The following is a 25,412-nucleotide window of genomic DNA, read 5'->3' on the forward strand; positions in this document are numbered from 1 at the left end:
TAGTAAATAAAATATATTAAGTTAAACCAGCCTCCGCGAATGATCATATGTAGTCCCTTTGGCAATCTCTCAGCAAGAGGAGTGAGAATCAAAAGAAATATAGGTGTAAAATGTGATAAGCTCCACCAAGTATGATTCCAAAAGTTTTTATTAAAAATACAAACCATCCAAGATTTAAATACTTTTACTGTATGGCTAAAACAATATGGAAAAATCCAATACAATATATAAAGGCAGATATTGGCCCTAAAAGACCACCAAGGTATAATCTTTTTGTGCTAACATTTTTCATTATTCCAATATTATATTTATAGTGTCCTTGCCATCATAATCCTTTGGATCATAATATAGGGTCATGTCTCCCAAAAACATCAAAAATGAACCAAAAAGACCTATTAAGATACATTTGTATAAAGTCACAATTAAACACCTTCTTTCCATTAGATGATATTAGTTCTCGCTTTAATTATAACATGTAGCACTGATTCCTTTCAATTATATGATTTGCTGCGTTAAACTAAGAAAAAAGTTAAAGGCAGTCCGAAGACTGCCGTATTTTTATCATATTGGAATAATCCATACCACTTGTAGGTTCGTCGAAATAGACAAATGGAGAATCCTTGCATATAACAGATGCTATTGCAAGTCTTTGCTTCTGTCCTCCTAATAAATAAACTCTTCTGCCATTTTTGTCTTTTCTATTAAATTCCTATAAACTTTTGATTTTTGTAAAAGCTCTCCATGTTTGCCTTGGCTTTCTACTTTTCCGTTTTCAAGAACTACTATCTTGTCTGCATTTTCTATGGATTTCATCCTATGTGAAATGATTACAACAGTTTTATCTTTAATTAAATTATTTAAAGACTCTTGAATTTTTTTCTCGTTGTCAACATCAAGGCTTGCTGCTATCTCATCTAAAATCAATATCGGTGCATCTTTTAAGAAGGCTCTGGCTATTGATAACCTTTGTCTTTCCCCGCCTGATAACTCTGCACCATTTTCACCAATAAGTGTATCGAAACCCTTATCCATTCTTTCTATAAAATCTGTGCAGTTTGCAAGTTTTGCTGCTCTTTTAACTTCTTCGTCACTTGCATCTTGCTTTCCGATTCTAATATTTTCCATAACGCTTTGATTAAAGAGAACCACATCTTGGAAAACTATTGAGACCTTGTCAAAAAGTGATTCTGTTGATATTTCTTTTATATCTTTGCCATCGATTAAGATTTGTCCCTCATCATAATCATAAAGTCTTGATATAAGTTTCAAGATAGTTGTTTTGCCGCAGCCACTTGCTCCAACTAAAGCAGTGACCTCTCCCTGCTTAGCTTTAAAGTTTACGCCATTTAAAACTTTTGTGTCTTTATTGTAGGCAAATTCAACGTCTTTTAGATCAATATCAAATTTTTTCAAATTATAGTCCTCGCCTTCTTGTAAATCTTGATTTTGAATTTCTTTTAGTCTTTCAATTTTAGGCGATAAATAAAATATCTCCATCATTCCCTCTTTAGATGCATCAAGAGCGTCTTTTATCTTCATAGCCGCTAGTAAATATCCTACAAGGTAGAGGGCGCTTATCTCTTTATTAATAATTAGATTTACGCCAACAAATATCACAACAGCAAGGGAAATAAAGCTAAAAATTGATGAAAGTGACATAATTAAAATAAGTCCTATCTCTGTCTTTAAGTGCACTTTTTCACTTTTATCCATTTTTTCATACAGCTTTTCTTTCATTTCTTCTGATAAGCCATAGGCTTTGATCTCCATTTGCATCTCGATATTTTCTTGAAAGCTTTCTGAGTTTTCTCTTAAGACGTCATAATATCTTTTTTGTCCCTTAACCTGATGTTTTTTAGATAGTGGTATAAATATAAAGCTTAATATAGTTGGAATAATTACAGCTAAACCCATCTTCACATTGCTCACTATCATCATGATAGATATTAGTGGGAAGAAGAGTGCCATACCGCCCACTTTTGGTATTGCGTGGCTCATTGCATGCTCTATTCCTTCAATGTCAGCCATGATTGTTTGGGCTAGGTCTGAAATATCATGTTTAGAAAAGTATGATAGAGGTAGTTTTGATAAATTCTCCGCTGTTCTTATTCTTAAGTCTGCACTTTCTTGATAGGTTGTGCTATATAATTTATCGTATTCGACTGAAAGCAAAATATACATTGCTATCAAGGTCAAGGCTGAGAATACTATATAAAATCCCTTGCTTCTACCAATATTTTCCAAAACTTCCTGAGCAAAAATCATTAGTAATATGGCAGGAAGCATGTTTATACAATAAACGAAAAATGAAGCCAGTGTTGCTTTACTTAGATTTCCTGCTCCTTTATCTGTAAGAGCAAATCTTTTTTTATAAAACTCCTTCATTTGAAACCCTCCATTCATTCGCACTGTTAAAGAGTTCTTGCAATCTCTTATACTTTGTATCACTTGACATTAATTCTTTGTCAGAGCCTCTTTCTATAATTTTTCCACTATCCATTACAATAACTTCATCAAGGTCTTTAATTGTAGATAGCCTGTGTGCAATCATGATAACTGTTTTATCCTTCATCAGATTTTTAAAAGCTTTTTGTAGTTCATACTCGTTATCTGGGTCAATAGATGCTGAAGCTTCATCCATAATAATAATTTTAGAATCCTTTAAAATTGCTCTAGCAATTGCAATCCTTTGTTTTTCTCCACCGGATAAATAAACTCCTTTTGAACCTATGATAGTATTTTCTCTTTCTGGGAATTTGTCTAATATCAAATCGCATCCTGCTAATTTTAAAGCTCTCATAACATCATCTTTTGTCGCTTCTTTATTAGCTAAAGCAACATTATCATAAATGCTCTTCTTAAATAATTTTGAATCTTGAAAAACAAAAGAGATAGCTTTAATTAAGGCTTGGTCAGAATATTCACTTATTGGTATTCCGCCTATCTTTATGCTTCCTTCGTTAACATTGTAAAAACCTGATATAAGTTTTGCTACTGTTGATTTACCTGATCCAGATGAACCGACAAGTGCATAGGACTTTCCCTCTTCTAATTTAAAAGATAAATTTTCAATGACAGCTTTATCGTTATAAGCAAAGCTAACATTCTCAAATTCTATATTATAGTTTTTAAAATTATTGACATTGCCATGCACTAATTTGTCTTTTTGCATATCTTCGTATAGTGCCTCTAAAGTATCTACTGCATAATTGCCTTGAGAAATATACATGGAGTACCACATCATTCTCATAAATGAAACAAAGAGAACGCCTGATAAAAATAAAGTCATGATAAGCTCTAGTAAAATTATCTTGGCACTGCCTAAGCTACCCATAAAATAAACTATAGGAATAATTAAAATTGCAATTAAGCCAAAAAATAACCATTGATACAAAACATAAGGTTTTTTACAAGATAGGGAATAATCATAAGCATACTTTGAATAATCTTTTATCGCCTTGTAAAAGCTTTTAAATGACTCGACATTTGCTCTAAATATTTTTACAACTTGCATTCCTCTTACGTATTCAACAGTTTCAGCACTTAGTTTAGATAAGGCTTCTTGGTATATCTTCATAAATTCTTGCTCGCCCATCATTGCACCTAAAATTAAGCCACCGATTATGGTAAGAGCAAGCAAAGTTATGCCAACTCTTATACTTACTATAAAGCCGAGTGCTAGTACAAGTACGGGTGTAACTATTGCCTGAGAGCTATCGGGAATCATGTGAGCTACAACCTGATGAGTTTGCGCGGCGTTGTCATCTATGATCTTTCTTATTTGACCAGATGGATTTAAGTCAAAGAACCTAAAACTTGCTTTTTCTAAGCCGTCTATCCCCCTTTTTCTTAAATTTGTTTCAAGCCTAAAACCTAGTATGTGAGAACATGTTCCTGAAACAGAATAAAATATTGCTCCACTTGTTAGTGTGATGACAGATTTTAATGCTAAGCTCTCTGCACCAGATAAATCTGAATTAATTATTAAATTATCCAGAAATTTGTAGATTAAATAAAATCCATATACCGTAAGTACAGCAGATATAGCAGAAAAAAATATAGCTAAAAAGCCGAGATATTTTTTATCTTCCACATAAGCAAACAGTTTTTTATAAATCTTCATAATAATATCTCCTTTCTTTGTTATTCCTATTAGATTAATTTTCATTTAATGATATTTGTTATCATTGCTTTTACAGTATACATCTGCTATAATCAGTAATGCAATAACTTGTTAAATATAAGGCTAATTGGAATATTGTCTAAAAGGGATAGGTACATTATGACTTACTACGATTTTGTAAAAGATTATATGAAGGTGGATGAATGTAAAAACAATAAGAAGTACTCAAGTGCAGGGCACACTTTTTGTTGGAATAAAGAAGACTCAACTTATGCAGAAGGTCTATATTGGTTTTATGAAGGAGATGGGTTTATTATTGATGTCCATGACTTTTATATAAGTGAAGAAGTAATTCAAAATAGCACTTATAGCATGGCAGATTATGTTTCAATTTATTCAAGCTACATTGTCAGCGCAAACGGGGAGAGATTTAGTCCTTATCAAACTTTGACCGCAAACTCTTTATGCACTCTTGATTTTGATAATATAAGAGATGATTTTGTTTTTTTATTACACGAGAATTGTTGTTATCTTGCTGTTTCCATTGGTTTTAAAAAAGAACTAATAGAAAAACATTTAGCATCTATTAACATTAATCCAGAATCATTTTATTCAGCTTTACTTCAACCGAATCAAATAATTCTTACAAAATCCTTAGAAAAAGTGGCAATGGAAATATTAAATTGTAAGATGGACCCTCCTGCCGCTGACTTTTTCTTTAAAGCCAAAGCAAATGAATGGATAAGTATAGTAATAGATACCTACTTAAATAGGAAAAAATATAAAATTGAGTCTGATGATAATAAAGCACTTGAAGATGTAGCAAGATTCTTGGATGATCATTTCGCCATGAATGTAAATCAAGAAACCCTTGAAAAAATCTCAAGAATGAGCGGAACAAAATTAAAAAATTTGTTCAAAGAAAAATATGGTCAAAGCATTACAGAATACACCCAAAGAAAAAGAATGAACGTGGCTGAGACTCTTCTCTTAAATACCAAACTTCCTATAAAGGAAATAGCTCAATCTGTTGGATACGCATCCCATAGCAAATTTTCTATTTATTACAAAAGATACAAAGGGAAACTTCCTAGTGAGGTTCGTAATTTAGCTTGCGACCATTACAATTTAAATTGTGATTGTTGTGATTAAAATAAATTTTTACAAGCCTTGTTTTTGTATGAGTTTAAGTGGATATGCATATATAGTCTGAATAAATTTGATTTGAAAAATGAGCAAAAAAATAAAGGCAGTCCGAAGACTGCCGATATTTATCTCTCTGCACCTTTGCTATGGTCTTTCTTATTTGACTTAGCTTTATAGTCTGTCTTAAAGATTTTTATTTGCCCTAATATGGACTTTTTATCCTTGTCTTGACTCTTTACTTGTTCTTTTACTTTTAAGAGCTTAGAGGACAAAATACGAACATTTTTATGTTCTTTCCCGTTGTTATCAATCCTTGTTTTTACTTGTCCAAATATTTTAACAAAATCTCCTTGTTTTAGGTTCTCCAAATCTTTTGTCTTGTCAACAAGGTGGACAATTAGCATAAAATTTATCTTATAAAGTAGAAAAAGGGCACCTAAGTGCCCTTTTTAAATAGAAATGGATTATTTTGCAATATTTCTTTTAATTATTACTTCTTTTGTAGTTCCGTCCCAGACGATGTCTTTGCCATCTACTAGTCCTAATGCTCTTGAAACGTTTGCGATTGGAAGCATTGTTCTATTGCTCTTAAGAATTGATTTTACATCACTTTCAAATACTTTACCATTTACGATTATTTGATTTGTATCCACTGGTATTTTAACTACTGTGTCTTTATCTGTTAAGATTACTGTTCTAGTTGGATCATCCCATTCTACCTTAAATCCTAATGCTTCTGCTACAAATCTAATAGGTAGCATGGTTCTATTGTTTGAAATAAATGGTTCTACATCCATTGCCACTTCTTTTTGAACACCATTTACTGTAACTACAAGAGTCTTTGAACCAATAACAAGTTTAGAATCCATCTTTATTTCTACTGGAACTTTTGTTTCGGTAGCTGGCTTGCTTTCAGTTATTACTGGTGAATAAAATTGTAGTGACCAGAATGGGTTGTAATTATATGTTGGCCCCCATGGATATTGGTCTCTTCCAGTTTCTTCTGGGGCTTTATTGTTATTTTCTCTTTCTGCTTCTGTAATTATATCAATTACATTTGCTTTTGAAGTAGCTCCATCTATTTTCTTAAAAATATCAGCTTTTTCTTCTTCAGTTAAGTTATCAAGTGCAGCAAGTTTAGATTTTGCTTCTTTTTTAGCATCTGCTAATTTTTTAACTTCTATTGCTTTTCTTTCACCATCAGCTGCCGCTTCTTCTTTTCTAGTCTTATCAAGGTCAGCAGCTTCTTTATTTATTTTTTCAATTTGAGCTGGAGCTTGGGCTTTTTTAATCTTTTCTATAAAGTCTTTCTTTTCTTCTGGCAGCAATTTTTGCAGTTGATTTATTTTATTTTCACCATCTTTTATTGCCTTTTCAAGTTTTTCCTTGTCAGCTTGTATTAACTTTACAGGATTAATTGTCACAATCCAGGCATATTTTCCTGCTATATTGCTATAAAAATCATCCTTTACTCCTATTGTGTTTTTAGTTTGAGCCTTGTACTTGTACGTGTTTTCTCCTACTTTTTCTATGAAATCTGCTTCCAAGTTATATCTCTTGCCGCTGCAGTCTTTTAAAACTAGAGTAAAGGGATTTTTTTCTGGGGTGAGCTCTATTCTTTGATCGTTTGTGGCCCTGGCATAGGTATAGCCTCTGATTCTATTTTTCAAGGGTGAGAAGTCACAAATTCTATTATTTGCAAAGGAAAAGTTTGCAAAGACTTTGTTTCCTTCAAGGGCCGAAACATCTTTTATGTTGTTGTTTTCCAATCTCAGATATGTGATACCCGGCAAATTTTTCAAAGTGCTTATGTCTTCTATTTCATTGTCGTATAGGCTCAAATTCTCTAACTTGCCTAGATTTTTCAAGGGACTCAAATCTTGAATCTTGTTTTTGCCAAGATTAATAAGCTTCAAATTTTTCAGATTTTGCAAGGAAGTCATGTCTTTAATCTCGTTGCTTATAAAACTTATGGATTGCAGACTGGATAGATTTTCTAAAGCACTTATATCTTCTATATAATTTGAGTCCATGTTTATAGTCTTCAAGTTTTTTAGAGTCTTGATAGGACTTAGATCTCTTATTGAGTTTTCAAAAAGAGTCAAGCTCTCTAAGTTCGTTGCCTTTTCAAGTCCTTTTAAGCTCACCAAGTACATGTTTTTTGTGATGCTTAGATCAGTAAATAGATCCATTTCATCTTGAAAAATTTCATTTTCTGCTTGGGGCTTTTTGTAAGTTTTAGAAAGCGTAGCAGAAATTTTTCCTCCATATCCGTCCTCAGATTCAAAGTCTTTTTCTCCAGATTTTAAAATTTTCAAAATAGCTTCTTTGAGGACAGATATATTTTTTATTGTGTCGTCTATTTCAAAATCTACCCTTGTTCTTTGGCTTGGTGGAGTCGGCTTTTCTTCTTCATTGCCTCCGCCTTCATTTGGGTTTGGATTTTCGTCTTCATGCTTTGGAAGAGCAGATGCATCTATATTTATTATCCATGTTGGAGTTCCTGTATCATTAGCTTTTCCTATGTTTAGTACAGTATCTTCTGGCTTTTGTATGAATTTGTAGATGCCATTGTCGCCTTTTTCTATTATGTTTTGATAATCTCCGTTTAAGCTAGAGCCGAGTCTTGCCTCTTCCAGATTATAGCTTCTGCCTTCTTTGTCAATTAAGTTTAGGCTAAAGGCATTTCCTTTTAGTTTGATGTCGATATTTTGCTTGCCAAAGGAGAATTTATATTGTGAAAAGGTCAAGTCTTTTATAGGTGAAAAGTCTTTTATTTTATTTCCATCGATATATAAAGTCTTTAATACTGCTAAGTTTTTTAGTGTGGCTATGTCTTCTATTTCATTAGAATTAACTTTTAAAATCGTTAAATTTTTAAAGTCTTTTAAGAAATCCAAGCTTTCTATTTTGTTTTCTTGCAAGGCTATCTCTGTGAGATTAGTCATTTTTTCTAAACCTTTAGTGTCTTTTAGACCTTTTCTCCTATAAGTGAATTTCTTGAACATTTTCATTTCAAAGTCATATAGGTCTTCGATATCTTTATCCTTTTCATAGTTGGGGTTATCTAAAACTATATCAGGTTTTAACGGACCTCTACCCCTTCTTGTGGAATGATTCTTGTTTTTTAAAAGGTCTAAAATAAATTCTTTTAAATCCTCATCTCCAAATTCAACAATCTCTTTATTTACTTCTATATCTTTTTCTACTTGGAATTTAAAGCTGTCAGATTTTACCGGCTTTAAATTATCTGCCGAAATACTCAGATAAGCTTCATAAACTTCGCCCACTTGGCTTTTTGCTTTTAGTCCTTCTTTGGGTTTTATCTTGAGTTCTAAGCTTGAACCCTTTATGAGATTGGCATCTGCACACTCGCCTTCAACTATGTCAAAAGATGCCTTATCTTCACCTTCCAGGCTGATGTTTAGCTTGCTTATGTCTGTGCTTCCTATGTTTTTTATTTCCACCTTAATTGGCTTTATTTCTTCAAGCTTATAATTTTCTTTTGCTTTTTCAAACTTGTCTAAGACAGATACTTGCACCGCTGGCATGTCTATTTCTTTTGTCAAAGCGCCTAGAGTGAAGTTTTTGTCTATGTTGTAATATGATTCGCTTTCTGGTCCATTATAAAGGAAGGACACATCTTGCTCGTTTTGGTAGTCGTAACAAGAAATAGTCTCTGCGTTGCTTCTGAATTTTAGGGCAAACTTGTCCTTAGATAGGCTTATGTCGTCATTTATTTTTATGGTATAAAATCCAGCGTGGCTCAAGTTTCCACTTGCTATTTTTTTCCAATTTGAATTGTCTTTAATGATGAGCTTTTTAACTTCTCCTCCCTGATAGTTGAAAGTTCTCTCTTGAGTTTTAAAATTGTCACTATCTTCTGTCATATATATCTCATACCATACTGGAGTATTAGAGCTATTATAAAACCTCACATCGGTTAGCTTTTCAGGCTCTTTGGTCTGTCTTTTGTAGATGTTTATCGCTCCGTTGGCATTGGTTCCATTTCCAATTTCAGTTCTGTTGCCCTTGTAGTCAGAGTAGGTATAGATGTGGGTAGACTTATCTTTAGCATCTTCTATTCTTGGAAAGATGAATAGGGGATCTCTTTTCCCTTTAGTAAAGGAGTCATAGGATATCCACATAAATCCATCTTCTTTTTCTCCGATTTTTTTCTTACCCCAAGAATTTTTTACTAAAAAAGCTCCCGTAGCTTCTTCATTTTTCTTGTTGATGATTTTCATTTCATCATCCCAACCCACTATTGTGACTTGGTGGTTGACTATAGCCCTTTTGCCTAAATTACCAAAATCTTGTATTTTGACTCTGTGATACTTGTCGTTAGGGTTAGTCTTTTCATATCCATAAGCATCAATAAAACCGTCATCATTATAATAGCCACTCGCAACAGAGCCGTATTCCATGACACATTTTTTTATATTATCCACGTTGCAATCTAACTCTATCATGTCTGGCACATAAAATTCGTGCAATTGTTTGTCGGCATCATCCATGAGATTTACTGCCCTATTGTCAAAAGTTCCGCTACCTGCTCTTGGATTGTTCTCTACGATTTCGTATTCTTTAGCATTTTTTTCTTGGACAGGCCCTGCTAGTCTTGAAAAATATCTCATTGCAACCAGATTGTTGCCTCCCCTTTCCAAGTCCACATCCTTAGATGCATTGTATGCCATGTGGCCTTCAGAAAAATCAATTTCTCCCTTGCCTTCTTTTAGCAAAAGAGTTTCAATAGTAGAAAGAGATGAGAAGGCCCAACAAACTCCAGCCATGTACTGATTTTTTACAGGGCTTATAATATTTCTTTCTCTTGAATCATATTTTTTGGGAAACCCTGCTTCCCCTAATTGATCTAAAGACCTTCTCTTTCTAATTCTAAGACTGCTTTTCTCCCTTACATTTATGTATTTTTCTGGGATATATCCGTAAATAAATTCGTCCTTGTGATTGATGTAGTATGTGTATTCGGGGTTTAAGACTGGTTCAGTTATATTTTTGTTTAGATTATAGATTTCGTCTTGGTTTTCATCTCGAAAATACATACTCTCTGCATAAGTACCACTTCCCAGAGAAGATATACTTATAATTAACGCTATCAAGAGCGCAAACATTCTTTTAAAATTTCCTTTCATTTATTCCTCCTTTTTTTAATCCTTGGTTAATTATAATTATATTGTTAATTGATAGGGATTGTCAATTGTATTAATCTTGTCGGAAATTTTTAATTCCCAAGTCCTTTTCACCTTACTTATCAATAATCTAATTCATAAAACCTGAACAGAGTTAAAGCTAATGCTTTATTATATATAATAAAAGGTTATCAATTTTTTTTCCATAAAAATATCTATTAGAGAGTTACTCCCCCAACAGATATTATAGAGTCTTTATTTGCCCTAATATGTTTTTTCCATCCTTATCTTGACTCTTTACTTGTTCTTTTGATTTTAAGAGTTTAGAAGACCAGATACTAATATTTTTGTCATTTTCTTAGCTATCAATATTTGTTTTTAATCGTCCAAATGTTTTAACAAAATCTCTCTGTCTTATTTCTATAAAGCTTTTGTCTTATGTACTAGGCTAAGCAATTTACATGCAATTTATTTAGTTTTAAATATTCTAAATGTAAGCAAAAAAAGAGTAGAATAATTCTACTTCTCTTTTACTTAATTTTTCTTGTCTACAATTTGCCAGACAGCGTCTGTTAAATTGCATCTCCTGTCGTCAGGTCAAGTTTCATAGGATTTTTGGTCATTCTAACATTTGCCATTAGTAAAATTCTAAAGTTCTCGTACTCGTCTTCTTCTCTTATGTAAGAGATGTCTTTTATTTCAAATACTATTCAATCGTAAACACTAATATTTATAATTTCTCCTACAATTTTTTATTATATTAGCCAATATCCCATCATTAATTTTCCGATAGAAGAATAGCAAAAATTTTAGGTTTTCATCACCCCACAATATCTAGAGAATTAAAAAGATGTGATAACGAGTATGAAGCTATCTATGCCCAAAAAGATAAGATTAAAAAATCATCATCTAAAGGCAGAAAACCAAAAACTGATGACAATATCACTAAATCCATTTCTGAAAAACTTCATAAGAAGTGGTCTCCTGAGCAAATAGCAAATACTGCATGTAAAGATATAGTATGCTTCAAAACAATATATAATTGGATATATTCAGGAATTATAGACTTTTATATTTCCAAGCTAAGAAGAAAAGGAAAATCAAGAAAACCCAAAGAAACAAGAGGCAGATTTAACATTGGTAAATCAATAAATAAAAGACCTAAAGAAGTTAAAAAAAAGGAATACTTTTGGTAACTGGGAACTAGATACAGTTGTCTCATCCAGAGGTAAAAGTAAAGGCTGCCTAGCAACATTTGTAGAAAGAAAAACTAGATTTTACATAGCCTTACCTATGATAGATCGAAGTAAAAACTCTATGCTAAAAGCAATTGACAAGCTAATTAAATCCTTACCATTAGAAGCTTTAAAGACTTTCACATCTGATAGAGGTAAGGAATTTGCTTGTTATGAAGATGTTGAAAAACGAGGGATAAATTTTTATTTTGCTGATGCATATTCAGCATGGCAAAGGGGCAGTAACGAAAATTCTAATGGTTTGTTAAGAGAGTATTATCCTAAGAAGACAGATTTATCTAAAATATCTATTAATGAGCTGATTAAAAACTTAATGGAGCTTAATACCAGACCTAGAAAGTGTCTAGAATATCAAACTCCATTTGATTTATTTATGCACGAACTTAGTTTGATTTAAGTGTTGCAATATTATTTGCAATTTATCAAAATAGATGTATTTACTTAAAACTCCATTTATTTGCTCGCTCTCTTATTGAAATGAATGATTTATATATCCCATCTTGAGTTATAAGCTCATTATGCGTTCCTTCTTGTGCTATTTTCCCTTTATCTAAAACAATGATGTTGTCTGCTTTCATAACAGTTTCTAACCTGTGTGCAATCATAATAACTGTTTTATTCTGTACTAAATTATCGATGGCTTGCAAAATATGGCGTTCATTTTCTACATCTAAAGCACTGGTAAATTCATCTAAAATCACAATGGGAGCATCTTTGAGTATTGCTCTAGCTATCGCTATTCTTTGTTTTTCTCCGCCGGATAAAGTGCTACCCGCTTCGCCAATTTTAGTTTCGTATCCTTTTTGCAAGCTTTTTATAAAGTCATGACAGCGTGCTTTTTTTGCAGCGGATATAATATCCTCATCACTGGCATTTGGCTTTGCCAAACGAATATTATTCATAATTGTATCTTCAAACAAATACACATTTTGAAATACCATACTTATATTTTTCATCAATTCTTCGGTGGAGATATTTGTTATTTTTGCTCCACCAATCAGAATTTCTCCTTCGCTTACATCATAAAATCTCGGTATAAGCTTGCAAAACGTTGTTTTTCCTGAACCTGAAGGTCCGATAATCGCTGTAAGTGTGTTCGGTTTAATAGCTACTGATATTCCCTTTAAAACTTCTCCTTTTCCGTAAGAAAAACTCACATTTTTAAATTCTATTTCATTGGATTTTATATTTTGAATAGGTGATAATACCTTTATTTCTTCAGCATTTTCCATACTGCTTATATCCTTTAGTGAACTATCTAAAAGCCCAATCATAGAAAGAATAGAACCTGCTTGACTTACAGATTGGAATATTACAAAGCTCATAATCAATAAATTAATGGCTTTTTGAGGAGAAATTTCTCCACTATTCCACATAAAAAACGCATAGCTAATAATCATAATTTCAAACAGCTGTATCGTAAGACCGGCACCTATGCCTGAGGGAATAGATTTTTCGGATAAATTTATATTATTAACACAACTACCATCTATATCTTTTTTTACTCTTTCATCTTTTTCCCCCATACCAAAAGCCTTAATTACGCTTATTCCCTGTATAAATTCAATAGCACTTTCCGTTAATTTTGTTTGTGCTAATTGTCTTTTGGGAGCTTCGCTTCTTGAAATTTTCATTTGATGATTAACTACAAACAAATATGTTAATATGCCAGCAAATATTACAACGGAAACTTGCCATTCATAGTAAGCAAATCCTAAAACTATTGATATAGCAGATAAAATTCCACCTATCACATGAATTAAAATGATTGGTGCAACTTGTTCTACAGTTGAAATAGATGTAGTCAGTGTTGAGTTTATATTTCCTACTGAATTTTTGCTAAAGAACCCTAAATAGAGTTTTTTAAATAATGAGCCAAAATATAACCTTTTATCTTTCGCCATCTCAAATCCAACGGATACAGAACCCAGTTGTGTGAAATAACCAAAACCAAATACGCCGATGATACATACAATTCCGAGTATCATTACCTTATAAATATAATTGTCCATTAAATTGCTATTAAACATGGCGTTTACCGCTAAAATTATTGCTATCATTTTCAGCATAACGAATATGCCTTCTATAAATGATAAAATTAAAATTTTGACTAAACTGCCTTGCCTTTTCTTACTAAAGTTCCATACACTTTTTAGAGCTTCAAACATATTCTCACCTCCAATCAATTTGCTATTTCATATAAATGCTTATACGCAGAACACGACTTAATAAGTTCTTCATGTTTTCCATCGCAAATGATTTTCCCATTTTCCATATATATGATCTTATCTGCATTTATGACAGTTTTAATTTTATGTGTAATAACAATTAGTGTTTTTCCTTTAGTAAATTCCAGTAACGCTCCTTGAATTTTTTCTTCATTTTCAATATCTGTACTTGCAGTTGCTTCATCTAATATGATAATTGGAGCATTTTTTAGAATTGCTCTGGCAATAGCTATTCTTTGCTTTTCTCCGCCGGATAACCTATCCCCTGCGATGGTGTCATATCCATCAGGCAAAGTTACAATAAAATCATGGCAACCGGCTCTTTTAGCAGCTTCTATCACCTCATCATTCGTTGCATCTTTTTTACCTATTCTAATATTTTCCAAAATAGTATCATCAAATAAAAATGTATTTTGATCCACATAGGAGATAAGAGTATTCAGGTCATTCATTGAAAGGTCTTTTACCCCTATACCACCTATTTTTATTTTTCCTTTCTCAAAATCCCAAAATCCGGCTAAAAGTTTCATTAGAGTTGATTTTCCTGAACCTGAAGGACCAATAATTGCAGTCATAGTTTTTTCTTTAATGGTTAAATTCACATCATCAACATCATTTTTTGTCCCATCATAAGAAAATTGTAAATTTTCAAACGCTATGTCGTATGTCATTTTTTCTTTTAAATTAGAATTCTCACTTCTCTTAAGTTCCGGATAATCTAAGATTCCTTTTATTTCCTTAGCAACAGTTCCCATCTGTGCCAATTGGTCAACATAACCGGATGCTTTAACAATCGGTTTAAATATTCCAAGAGAAATCATCATAAACAAAAATAAACTTTGCTCAGTAAGAAACCCATTATTAAAAAATATCAATCCCACAACAATTGTTGGAAATATAGATACAGGAGCTATGCTATAGGAAAGAGACGCATAAATCTGTGAGCTTTTCATCCAGTTTATAGCATACTCCGCATGGCGTATGACTGCATTTTTATATTTAGCATAGGAACTATCTTCCATATTGAAAGTTTTAATTACCTCAATCCCCTTGACATACTCTATAACCGCTTGATTCATATTCTTTTGTGCCTGTACTTGTCCCTCATATTTTTTCTTATATCCAATCATCATAAGCATTCCGATTGATAGTCCAAATATAACCCAAAGAAATATAATCCCGGTAAGCTTAATATTAACTGCAAGTATCCAAACAATCATGGCAATAGGTATCAATAGATTTGCAGTCATCTCAGGAAGTAGATGTGCTAATGTTTTTTCTATATCTTCCACCCTGTCTACCAATATAGTTTTTAATGTTCCACTAGGATTCATATCAAAATATCCCATCGGCAATCTAACAAATTTATCACAAATTGCATATCTTAAGTCCTTTAGCGTTAAGTATGCTGCTTTATGAGATATAAGTGTTGAAATATTTGAAAGCAGCACCCCTGATATTTTGCAGATTATAGTGAAAATCAAGACATATATCATGTTGTTTCCATGAAATCCTTTGAAGATATATCCCGCTAAAATTCCAACAAAAGCATAGGATAACAGTTCGCATAGAACAGAAAGCATACTTAGCATAACAGATAAAATATATCTTTTTTTGTATGGCTTAATAAACGAATCCATTTCTTTAAAAAAGTTTGGTTCTTTCTCTTTTTTCATGACTTCACCCTATGCATTAGCTTCTTTTTCTAAAATATGTTTCCTTACGACCTTGCTACTTATATAAGCTCCTGCAATTGCTGAAACTATAACTAAGGCAAGTAAAATCAGCGTTCCCCAAGAAGAAATCATTTTGCCTGCCGCTATAATATTTGAAGCTAACTCCTTTTCTTTCATGGCTCCTATAGTTTTATTCAAGGCTATTGTATATGGATAAATTACACTTCCAATTGAAGCCAAAGTTTGCTGAATAACATAGCTGATTCCAATAACTTTTAAATTACCATAACCTTTTTTATATAATAAAAACTCTGCTATCAATCCTGAAATTACAAACATCAAAATATATGGTGGATAGAATGCTATCACTCCTTGAATAAGGGAATATATAAAAAACGCTCCTCTTTTTTTCACTTTCACTCCGATAACATAGAAAACAATACCCTGTAATAATGAGTAAAACACCGGTGTTAAGAGTATGGTAATTGGTGTTGCATACATGAATGTTCCTATCGAAAATATCAAAATGTTACACAATGATAATAAAGTAACTGTAATGATATCTTTCGCTTTCAATTTGTTTTTCTGCATGATTAAGTCCTCCTATTTTTATAAAATATTTATCATCAAAATTACTATCATTCCAATCATCAATATGTAATCGCATAAATTGAACTGTAAAGTAACATAAGAAGATTTTTTATGATTTAAAGCAATTCCTCTTGTTTCTGCTGAAGCTGATAAAGTTTCGCCTATTCTTACCACTCGAAAAATGAGTGATACAATCAGAGCCTCAAGATACTCTATTTTTTCTTTTATTATATTTTTATGCTTGCAACTTCCTCTATTTCTAAGCACCTGTCTAAGTAATTTAAAATCATTCCTTAGCACCGGGAAAAACCTGAAAGAAACTGCAAGAATCAATAATAACTTCTCAGGCATTCTTATTTTTCTAAGTCCCGCAAGCATATTTGTTGTCCCTCTACCTCCAAGAATAATAGGAAATAGTAGAAATATTAAAATAAATCTAGGAAACAAATTTGCCGTAAATATTGTAATTTCATTCGGATATATGATTTCAAGACCGTAAATAAGCCCTATAATGACAGAAGTAATTCCTAAAGTCTTATATCTTCTATTTGCAAGAGAAAAAACGAGAGCTAATAAATTGCATTCAAAAATCAAACTTTTATTGTCGATTCCTACTGCAACCATACAAAGAAGCCAAAACAAAATATTTGTTCTCGAATCTAAAAGATTTTTTTCTCTTTTTGTCGGAGGTTGATGTTCTAAATCTTTTTCAAATATACTTTTAATGCTTTCAATATCTCTATTCTCTTTTACTTCACAAATCCTTTGTATCGTTCCATCATCAAGTTCCAAACATTTATCCGCAACTGATGAAATAAATTCTAAGTCATGGCTAATTGTTATCACGATTTTTTTCTTTTTCATATCGTTTATCAATCCCACTACAGTATCTAAACTTTTTTTGTCCATTCCTGAGGTTGGTTCATCTAAAATAACCACACTTTTATCCGAAAGATACGCCATCATTAATGTTAATTTTTGCATTTGCCCACCTGAAAGAGAAAATGGATGTCTATCACGATATTTCCACATATCAAACTTTTTAAGTAGAACTTCTATCTCATCATATTTGTTTCGATTTACACCGTACTTCAGTTCAGATAATACAGAATTTGTAAAAAATTGAAATTCAGCTTCTTGCATAATAAAGAGGCTATCCTGCGATAGCTGCCTATGGCTCAATTCTTTTCCCTTTAGAAAAACTCTTCCCTTTTGTGGTTTCAATAGTCCACATATACATTTTCCTAAGGTGGTTTTACCTGAACCATTTTTGCCAATCAAGCAAGTCACTTCTCCCAAATAAGCTGTAAACGACAAATCATTTAAAATATGTTGTTTTTTATATCCAAAGGATATATTTTTTACCTCTAATTTATCATTGACAACATTAGAACACTTCTTCTGAACCTCAATCTGCTTCAAATCCGTAACTCGTAAACACAAATTATTTAATTCATCCTTAGAAAATATCTTAAAATCGTCCTTATCATACTTTTCATAAAAGCTTCCATTTTTTATTAGCCAATATTCATCAGCCAACTCTTTCAAATAGTAAAGCCTATGTTCACTGATTATTAGAGTTTTTCCATCTTCTTTTAGAAGCAATAAGATATTTTTCAGTTTTTCTATGGCTAAATAATCTAAGTTTGCAGTTGGCTCGTCAAGTAAAACAATATCCGTATCCATTGCCCAAGCAGACATAATCGCTATTAGTTGACGCTCTCCGCTTGAAAGTTTGAATACTTCCCTGTTTTTCAAATACTCCAAGCCAAATTTTGAAAAAGCTTCTTCTGTTCTTCTTTTTATTATTTCATGGCTTAACCCTTTATTTTCAAGTCCAAAAGATACTTCCGTATCGCTTACCATTGTAAAAAATTGACTTCTTGGATCTTGAAAAACGGACGAAATCAATTCTCCAACTTCTCCAATGTTCTTGTTTTCTATATTGTTGCTATTTACCAAGATATAGCCATTAAATATTCCATTATAGAACTCCGGTATTAAATGGTTTAAGCACCTAAGTAATGTTGATTTTCCACATCCACTTTCGCCACAAAGAACTATGCAATCTCCTTTTGATATGTTGCCAATTACATCATCTAACGACTTTTCCTTTTTGCCTTCATAGGAAAAATCTATTTTAAAATCTAAAATATTTTCATCCTTCTCGCCTTTATCGTACATAAATTCAATACCTATTTATAATTTCATCAAATATCTTTTCCCAACCCGCCCCAATAAATTCGCCGAGCATTTTTATGTACTCGATTGTCTCCTCTTTGCTATATCCTTTTTCAACCACTAATTTAAAAGCACTAAATTGTTGATTCATTAAAAGCTCTACCAAATCTAATTTCATCTCACTTATATTCGGGTCTATATTTTCCCTTATAAATTGTTTTGTTATGGAAATTTTATTATTCATCATTTCACGAAACATTGCTTCTACAGAACTGCCTTTACTTGAGCAAAGTAATAGTTTGCACTCCTCGTAATATTTAAATAACACATCTACATATCCTTTGGTTTCTTTCTGAATGCTACGCAAGAAATGATCAAAGTTTTTATCTACGCAATATTCCCTATACGAGTATTCGTTCTCTTTTCTTTTCACACTTATAGCTTCTAAAAATTCTTTTATCAAACTATAAAAAAGTTCATCTTTCCCTTTATACCTTGTATAGATTGCTCCCGTTGTAACTCCCGCTCTTTTAGCAATATTGCCTATTGAAGCAGCCTGAAATCCATTTTGCAAAAACTCTATTTTAGCAGCTTCAATGATTGGTTTATCAAGTTCATGGTTTCTATTTGCCATGTCCATTCCTCCATTCTTACAAAACTTTAATTTTAATAATATAATCAATAATCGAATTATCAATAATGATATTATTGATTATACATCAGTTAGTTTTATCTAACAATAGTTGTAAGATGTTTTTTTAGAAATTTTACTGATTTACATATTTATTTGTATGAAGTCGGTGCCACCCGTAAAACGGGTGGTTCGAACTGGTGCTATAAGCCCCATAAGAAAAAGACGATAGTTTTTCTATCGCCTTTGGTTACCATTTTGATGAAATTTTTTAAATCATAAGAATAGAATCTGTTAAGCCACTTTTTGAGCAATCATCACACCAATCGGTGCAAGACCCCCATGTGCCAATTTCATTTCAACTACTGAAAATCCATATTCTTTAATAAAATCTTCAAATTCCTTTTTATCCCATTCTTGATACATCTTAAATCCTAAAATAGACATCAAACTTTTTATCATTTTTCTTTGTTTTCCCTCTTTCCATAGAAAAGTGGGGGCGAACAAAGTCCCATTAGGTTTTAACACCCTATATATTTCTTTCATCGCCTCATCCGGTTTAGGCATAATATGAAGTGCATTAGCAATTAACACACAATCAAATTTTTCATGCGAATAGGATAATGCTGTTGCATCGGCTGTTTCAAATGTAAGATTTTCGTATTCCCCCTTTTTAGCCTCGAAAATCATTTGTTCGGAAAAATCTGTACCGATCCAACTTTTCGTATGCTTTGAAAGACTAAACGATAATTGTCCTGATCCACAAGCGAGTTCAAGCACCTCCATGTCTTTATTCAAATGAGGACGAATGTATTCGCATACTTTATCATATACTCCTTTGTCTTTTTTCATGAAAGGAGCATATAGCTTAGCAAATTTATCCCAAAATTTTTTATTGCTTTTGTCAATCATTTCAACGCTCCTTTAAATATAAAAAGGATCCTATAAATCTTTATATTGAGCCTATTTTCTGATTGATACCTCGTAAGAGAGGAATAATAGCTGTTCCTATACCAAGTAGGAATGTCATAAATGCAGAAAGTCATATGCTGTCATTCTTTTCTATTCAATCATTTTGAAGTGTCTCAAAGCATCCATGATGGCTTCTTCTTTTTCAGGTGTACACTGTGGAATAATTTGTTTCTCCTTTTTAGACTTGTTGTAATGTTCTCGTAATTCTATTCCACATTTCCTTTTTATCTGTGCAATATATAATGTTGGAACTTTTAATTGAAATTTATTCCAAACATATTCTTTGATTTGAGCATATGTTGCCTTACTTTCAGCACTTGTCAAATCAAGCTCATCCAGCTCAATTTCAATATTTATATGCTTATCGACATCGAGTTTGGACAAAAGTGCTACCGTCTCCACATGCGTTGTCTTTTGATTGGGAACATAATTTTTTATCCTCGTCATTCTTGTAGGAACACAATTTATTAATATCATTATCTTTGGCATTTTTTCTTTTATCTTTAAAGTTATTAGAATCTTGACTATCTTTAACTCCTGTTTTGAAATAGAATGTTAAGTCATAAGGATGAACTGTTCCGTCTTTGTCAATTCTTCCCACCACGACTTTATCAACTATGCTTTCAAATACTGTTCTATTAAATTCCTCTATAATTTCTCTATTCTCTAACACCTTTTTAAATTGCTTTAATCTTTCTTTAATAGAGTTTTCATCTTTTATCGTTAGTTCCAGTGTTTTCTTTTCATCGAGTAATTCTTCTTTTTGTTTTGTCAGTTTTTTATACTTTTTAGCATAAACTTCTTCGTCTATACTATCTTCCAAATGAAGATCAACTAGCTTTCTTTCTTGACTAATGATTCTATTTAATTGACTTTCTATCTTTTTCAGATCCTTGACTAAAGTATTATCATTTATTTCTTCTTCTACAATTTTTAAAAAGTCATCTATTACTGTTGAATCTGCATGGCATAATTGCCTATAGCTTTCAACAAAAGCTTTTTCTATTGCTGCTTCTTGTATTCCTTTTGAATGAGGACAATATTTTTTACCTTTTTTTGTTGATTTTACACATTGCCAGTTAATTTTTTTGTAAATAGAACTGGTGTGCCAGGTTCTTCTTGAAAGTATTTCTCCACAAAATCCACATTCAAGCATACTTGAAAAAGCGTATTGTCTTGATAGTTTTTCTCTCTTCCTATCCTTGTTAGCAATGGTGTTTCTATTTTGTGCTCTCCTGAGTCTAATCTCTTGTGCCTTTTCAAAATCTTCTCTTGATATAATTGGCTCGTGATGATTTTCAATGTGGTATTTATCAGATTCACCAAAGTTTGCTAGTCTTCTTTTTGTTATGGGATCAACTGTAAAAGTCTTTCCCATTAGTATATCGCCAATATACTTTTCATTTTTAATTATTCCTAACACTGTAGTATCAGACCATTTTGTTTTACCTCTCGGGGTGAGATATCCTTGTTCTTCTAGTTCCCTGCCAATGACTGAGCCACCATTGCCCTCTAGATATCTTTTAAAGATGTATTTGACAATTTTGGCTTCTTCTTCATTTATAGAGATACTTTTTGTTGTGGGGTCATAATCATATCCAATACAACCTTGAAAACCAATAAGTTCCCCTTTTTCCATTTTCATTTTCAGTCCTTTTTTTACATGGGCTGAGGTATTTTCTACTTCTTGTTGAGCTACTGAACTTAATATTGTTAATAGTAACTCTCCATCCATTGTCAAAGTATCTATATTTTCTTCTTCAAATACTACACCAACATTATTTTCCTTTAGAAGCCTTACATATTTCAAAGTATCTAATGTGTTTCTGGCAAATCTTGATATAGATTTAGTAATTATCATGTCTATATCTCCATTTTGACAATCGCTTATTAGTCTCATGAAATCAGCTCTCTTACTATCAGTTGTTCCTGTGGTTGCTTCATCTGCATATATACCAGCCAAAGTCCAGTTCTTATTATTTTTTATTAGATTTGTGTAATAATCAACTTGCGATTTATATGATTCAAGTTGGTCTTTACTATCTGTACTTACTCGACAATATGCTGCAACTCGTTTTAAATCTAAATGTAGTGCATTTCTATTTCTAGCTCCTGTATTTGAAGCTTTTATTAATTTTACTTTAGTATTCATTTTACCTCCTTCCCATTTTGTATCTTTCTACAGTGTTATTATATCACAAGATTAACTACTTTCTATCTCTCTTTTTATAATCATTTTCTATTCTATTTTTTATTTTTGTATATTCCTTATCATTAATTAATTTAAGATCATAAAGTCTACATAACATAGCAACTCTCATACTATAAATCTTTATTACTTGCATTTTACCTCCTATGTAAGTTATTTTTTTACCTTGATAAGTGAATTAAATTTGAAATATGCTAATCTCACATAATCAATTTTAAGAATATTCACACTTCAAAGTATTTTGATTCTTATAGAAAGATGACAAATACCCCTCACTTTATAAAGTGAAATTTGCCCTCTTTGGTAACCAGAATTTTTATTTTTCTATAGTATTTTTGAGTTTTAATGATTAATTGAATATAAAAAATGAGGACTTATGCTACTAGGCATAAATCCTCAAAAATAAAAAAATATTATAAAGTTTATATTATGGAGTATTCAAAAAAATACTATTCATAACTTCTCGTTTTTCTTGCGTGTTTATCATATGTCCCTCTTCTAATTTACTAATATATGAATTTTCATAAATAAGTAAAATCAATCACTTTATCACAAACTGACTCTAAAAACTCAACATCATGGGATATTATTAAAATCAACTTATCTTCTTCTTTTACTTTCTTTATGTTTTTAGCTACTATTTTCATATTTCTATAGTCCAATCCACTGGTTGGTTCATCGAAAAATAGAATTTTCTTGTCTGATAGTAAAGCTGATAAGATAATTACTCTCTGTTTCTGTCCTCCTGACAAGGTGTGAGGATTCCTATCACTGATATTTTTTAACTCCATATCTTTTAACCAAGTATCTAAAGCATTATCATCTTTAATATTTGATGTTAATACTATTTCATCTTTGACAGTGTCCGTGAATAACTGACAGTTCACTTCCTGCATAATAAGCAGGCTCTCATTTAGCCTACTTTTTATATTTAAATTCTCATCATCTTTTAAAATTTTACCTTTATTTTCTTTGTATAAGCCACATATAATTTTTGCTAATGTAGACTTCCCAATTCCATTTTCTCCAACAATCCCAATAATATTCCCATAGCAAAAATTAAAATCCTCAATGGACAAAATTATTTTGGTATTTCTTTTGAATATTATATCTTTTAGCTCTAATAAAGTCCCTTTATTTGAAGTTTCAAAATCATCAAATCTTTCAATAGCTTTATAATCAGAATGCCTAAGTCCTGTTCTCATTCGTTCATCTTCACTTAGATTTTCAATTTCGTCCATACTATATTCTCTGATGATTTTTCCATCCTCTAAGTATATTGCTTTATCAACAATGTCTTTTAAATACCACAACCTGTGTTCTGCAATAATAATAGTTTTTCCTAAAGATTTAAGCTTTTTTATTGTAAGCGATAGTTCTTTCATTGACTTTATGTCTAAGCTTGAAGATGGTTCATCAAGAATAAATATCTCAGGGTTTAATGCGTAAATGCTTGCTATAGCAATCTTCTGCTTTTCTCCTCCAGAAAGATTGAATATATTTTTATTCATCAAGTTTTCAAGATGAAGCTCTTTTTCAACTTCTTCAATCCTTTTGTTAATTACTTCTCTTTCTATTCCGTAATTTTCTAAACCAAAAGCAATTTCATCGGTTGTATTGGTTGTATAAAACTGTGTTTTAGGATTTTGAAAAACCGAGCCTACATTATTAGATAATTTATAAATTGGTGTGGTAAATGTATTCATACCATTGACCATAACACTGCCAGAAATGTCCCCATCATAAAACTCAGGTATTATGCCGTTCATAAGCTTTAATAGAGTCGACTTTCCGCAACCGCTCCTACCACACAGAAGAATGCATTCCCCTTTTTTGATTTTCAAATTTATATCTTTTAATGAGTAATCAGATCCTCCCTTATACTTAAAACTTAATTCTCTAATTTCAATCATAAGTCCCACCCTGATACTTTCATAAATATTACTATTGATAAAATTAAAATCATAATAATTAGAACACCAATATCATTTTTTCTAAACTTAATTAGGTGTCTACTTATTTTGTTAACAGGAGCATCGAGTCCCCTTATAATGGCTGATTGAGAGAGCTCATCCCCAATTTCTATCACACTTACGAACAATGGCACAAAAAAATATTCCATAATTAATGTTGGTCTGCTTGTTAAATTGATTAAGTTAAAATTAATTCCTCGAGTTTTCATCGCCATATTTATATGACTCCATTCGTCTTTAATAGTAGGCAAACATCTAAATATAACAGAAATCATTATGAGCGAGTCTTTTGAAAGTTTTAATTTTTGTAAAGTTGCCACTGCACTGGAAACAGATGTTGAATTTAAAATCCATTTACCCACGATAATACATGGCAGAAATTTTCTGCCAATTGCCAAGATAAATAAAATTAAATTCAAAAGAAAATTCATATTAAAATAGGCTAAAGATTTTTCCAATACTACACTTATTACAAAAAATAAAATATACCTTATAGCGGATTTTTTATAACCATCGCTAATAATGATGACAAGGAATAATAATGAAATAAGGCTTTGATAGATCCAATCAAACCCTAAAAAAATTAAAATATTCGCACCTATAAGCAAGATAAGTTTTGTTCTGAGGTCATATTTTGACCCCAGAACAAACTTTGAATTTTCCATTATAAAACTCCTGCGGATTCCAACTTTTTATTTAGTATTTTCTTTGTAAAATAAGAACCAATCAAAGAGAATATAAATGTTCCAATAATCATTACTGGTAACATCCATATTGGTGTCCATGCTCTTACTGTGTTACAAAAGCTTTGATCTAATTTACCTTTTATTAAACTTTCAAAAAATGCTTCTCTCATAAGCCAAATTGGTAAGAATCCTCCAAATAAGTTTAGAGAAAAAAACATATGACTAATTGTATTTTTCTTAAAGTCTATATAATTTCCACCTTTTGCTATGAACATGGCAATTATTCCGGCAGGCGCTGCCACTAATGGTGCAATTGGAATATGTCCAGTTGCAACTAATAAAATACTTGGTAAGATAGCTGCGATTACAATAGCAGTAGCTGACTTTGTCTTTGCAAGAAGCATATGATAGGTTGGTGCAGCAAGTAGTGCTACAAGCATAGGCATTAGTAAAAATAAAACAGGGACAGGCATTGATATTACCCCAATTACTAAATATGTTACAAAGTAAAGTGCAATTAAAACACCGGCTGTAACTGCGTTTTTTGATGATTTCTTTTGTGTTTTCATACGTTTTCTCCTTTAAAATAG

General features: G+C 31.7%; 17 protein-coding genes and 4 pseudogenes. 2 read left to right on the forward strand and 19 right to left on the reverse strand.

The genetic code is table 11. The annotated features are described in order from the left end of the window. Positions 1-291 precede the first annotated feature (291 nt). The 4 genes and pseudogenes from J2S72_RS08740 to J2S72_RS04810 form a co-directional block, all read right to left on the reverse strand. Entirely contained in the window at positions 292-420 is a 129-nt protein-coding gene (locus tag J2S72_RS08740) for a hypothetical protein (RefSeq protein ID WP_023055092.1), read from the reverse strand. A gap of 127 nt (positions 421-547) precedes the next feature. Next, positions 548-670, reverse strand: a pseudogene (locus tag J2S72_RS08745) (ATP-binding cassette domain-containing protein); the annotation flags it as partial. Further along, entirely contained in the window at positions 664-2,385 is a 1,722-nt protein-coding gene (locus tag J2S72_RS04805; RefSeq protein WP_023055148.1) for an ABC transporter ATP-binding protein, read from the reverse strand. The pseudogene J2S72_RS08745 and the gene J2S72_RS04805, both read right to left, overlap by 7 nt. Further along, on the reverse strand, positions 2,369-4,123 hold the full coding sequence (locus J2S72_RS04810) for an ABC transporter ATP-binding protein (protein ID WP_307495084.1): 1,755 nt from the start codon (positions 4,121-4,123) through the stop codon (positions 2,369-2,371). Before J2S72_RS04810 ends, J2S72_RS04805 begins: the two co-directional genes overlap by 17 nt. Positions 4,124-4,282: 159 nt before the next feature. On the opposite strand from J2S72_RS04810, the gene J2S72_RS04815 reads away from it, so the two are divergent. After that, positions 4,283-5,275, forward strand: coding sequence for a helix-turn-helix domain-containing protein (locus J2S72_RS04815; RefSeq protein ID WP_307495085.1), 993 nt, complete (start codon positions 4,283-4,285; stop codon positions 5,273-5,275). 119 nt (positions 5,276-5,394) lie between these two features. On the opposite strand, the gene J2S72_RS04820 is transcribed toward J2S72_RS04815, so the two are convergent. From J2S72_RS04820 to J2S72_RS04830, 3 genes and pseudogenes are all read right to left on the reverse strand, one after another. After that, a complete protein-coding gene (locus J2S72_RS04820; protein ID WP_442417716.1) occupies positions 5,395-5,673 on the reverse strand; it encodes a hypothetical protein in 279 nt (92 codons plus the stop codon). Positions 5,674-5,733: 60 nt separating this feature from the next. After that, positions 5,734-10,422 (reverse strand): stalk domain-containing protein, encoded by a 4,689-nt coding sequence (locus tag J2S72_RS04825; RefSeq protein WP_307495086.1) that lies wholly within the window; start codon positions 10,420-10,422, stop codon positions 5,734-5,736. A gap of 572 nt (positions 10,423-10,994) precedes the next feature. Continuing rightward, positions 10,995-11,171: pseudogene (locus tag J2S72_RS04830) on the reverse strand (nucleotidyl transferase AbiEii/AbiGii toxin family protein); the annotation flags it as partial. Between the two features lie 30 nt (positions 11,172-11,201). Between J2S72_RS04830 and J2S72_RS08765 the strand changes: the two are divergent. Continuing rightward, a pseudogene (locus J2S72_RS08765) lies at positions 11,202-12,072 on the forward strand (IS30 family transposase); the annotation flags it as partial. A gap of 40 nt (positions 12,073-12,112) precedes the next feature. Here J2S72_RS08765 and J2S72_RS04845 read toward each other — a convergent pair. The 12 genes and pseudogenes from J2S72_RS04845 to J2S72_RS04900 form a co-directional block, all read right to left on the reverse strand. Then, positions 12,113-13,843, reverse strand: a complete 1,731-nt coding sequence (locus J2S72_RS04845; protein ID WP_307495087.1) for an ABC transporter ATP-binding protein — start codon at positions 13,841-13,843, stop codon at positions 12,113-12,115. Positions 13,844-13,857: 14 nt separating this feature from the next. Beyond that, on the reverse strand, positions 13,858-15,579 hold the full coding sequence (locus J2S72_RS04850; protein ID WP_307495088.1) for an ABC transporter ATP-binding protein: 1,722 nt from the start codon (positions 15,577-15,579) through the stop codon (positions 13,858-13,860). A gap of 9 nt (positions 15,580-15,588) precedes the next feature. Further along, complete coding sequence (locus tag J2S72_RS04855) at positions 15,589-16,170, reverse strand: MptD family putative ECF transporter S component (protein ID WP_023055125.1); 582 nt, start codon at positions 16,168-16,170, stop codon at positions 15,589-15,591. An 18-nt stretch (positions 16,171-16,188) separates the two neighbouring features. Further along, positions 16,189-18,354 (reverse strand): ATP-binding cassette domain-containing protein, encoded by a 2,166-nt coding sequence (locus tag J2S72_RS04860; protein WP_023055099.1) that lies wholly within the window; start codon positions 18,352-18,354, stop codon positions 16,189-16,191. 4 nt (positions 18,355-18,358) lie between these two features. Next, complete coding sequence (locus J2S72_RS04865; RefSeq protein WP_023055143.1) at positions 18,359-18,985, reverse strand: TetR/AcrR family transcriptional regulator; 627 nt, start codon at positions 18,983-18,985, stop codon at positions 18,359-18,361. Positions 18,986-19,276: 291 nt separating this feature from the next. Further along, entirely contained in the window at positions 19,277-19,894 is a 618-nt protein-coding gene (locus J2S72_RS04870) for a class I SAM-dependent methyltransferase (protein WP_023055113.1), read from the reverse strand. A 150-nt stretch (positions 19,895-20,044) separates the two neighbouring features. Continuing rightward, positions 20,045-20,365, reverse strand: a pseudogene (locus tag J2S72_RS04875) (23S rRNA (uracil(1939)-C(5))-methyltransferase RlmD); the annotation flags it as partial. Continuing rightward, the gene (locus tag J2S72_RS04880) at positions 20,316-22,106 is read right to left on the reverse strand and encodes a recombinase family protein (protein WP_307495089.1); all 1,791 of its coding nucleotides are present in this window, start codon (positions 22,104-22,106) and stop codon (positions 20,316-20,318) included. The pseudogene J2S72_RS04875 and the gene J2S72_RS04880, both read right to left, overlap by 50 nt. A gap of 55 nt (positions 22,107-22,161) precedes the next feature. Continuing rightward, positions 22,162-22,299, reverse strand: a complete 138-nt coding sequence (locus J2S72_RS04885) for a hypothetical protein (protein WP_307495090.1) — start codon at positions 22,297-22,299, stop codon at positions 22,162-22,164. 385 nt (positions 22,300-22,684) lie between these two features. After that, positions 22,685-24,076: an ABC transporter ATP-binding protein gene (locus tag J2S72_RS04890; protein WP_023054950.1), complete on the reverse strand. Its 1,392-nt coding sequence runs from the start codon at positions 24,074-24,076 to the stop codon at positions 22,685-22,687. Beyond that, on the reverse strand, positions 24,073-24,801 hold the full coding sequence (locus J2S72_RS04895) for an energy-coupling factor transporter transmembrane component T (protein WP_023054957.1): 729 nt from the start codon (positions 24,799-24,801) through the stop codon (positions 24,073-24,075). Before J2S72_RS04895 ends, J2S72_RS04890 begins: the two co-directional genes overlap by 4 nt. Beyond that, on the reverse strand, positions 24,801-25,391 hold the full coding sequence (locus tag J2S72_RS04900) for an MptD family putative ECF transporter S component (protein WP_023054948.1): 591 nt from the start codon (positions 25,389-25,391) through the stop codon (positions 24,801-24,803). Before J2S72_RS04900 ends, J2S72_RS04895 begins: the two co-directional genes overlap by 1 nt. Positions 25,392-25,412: the final 21 nt, after the last annotated feature.

Origin of the sequence: Peptoniphilus koenoeneniae (genome assembly GCF_030812875.1) — a bacterium.
Lineage (GTDB): Bacteria > Bacillota > Clostridia > Tissierellales > Peptoniphilaceae > Peptoniphilus_B > Peptoniphilus_B koenoeneniae.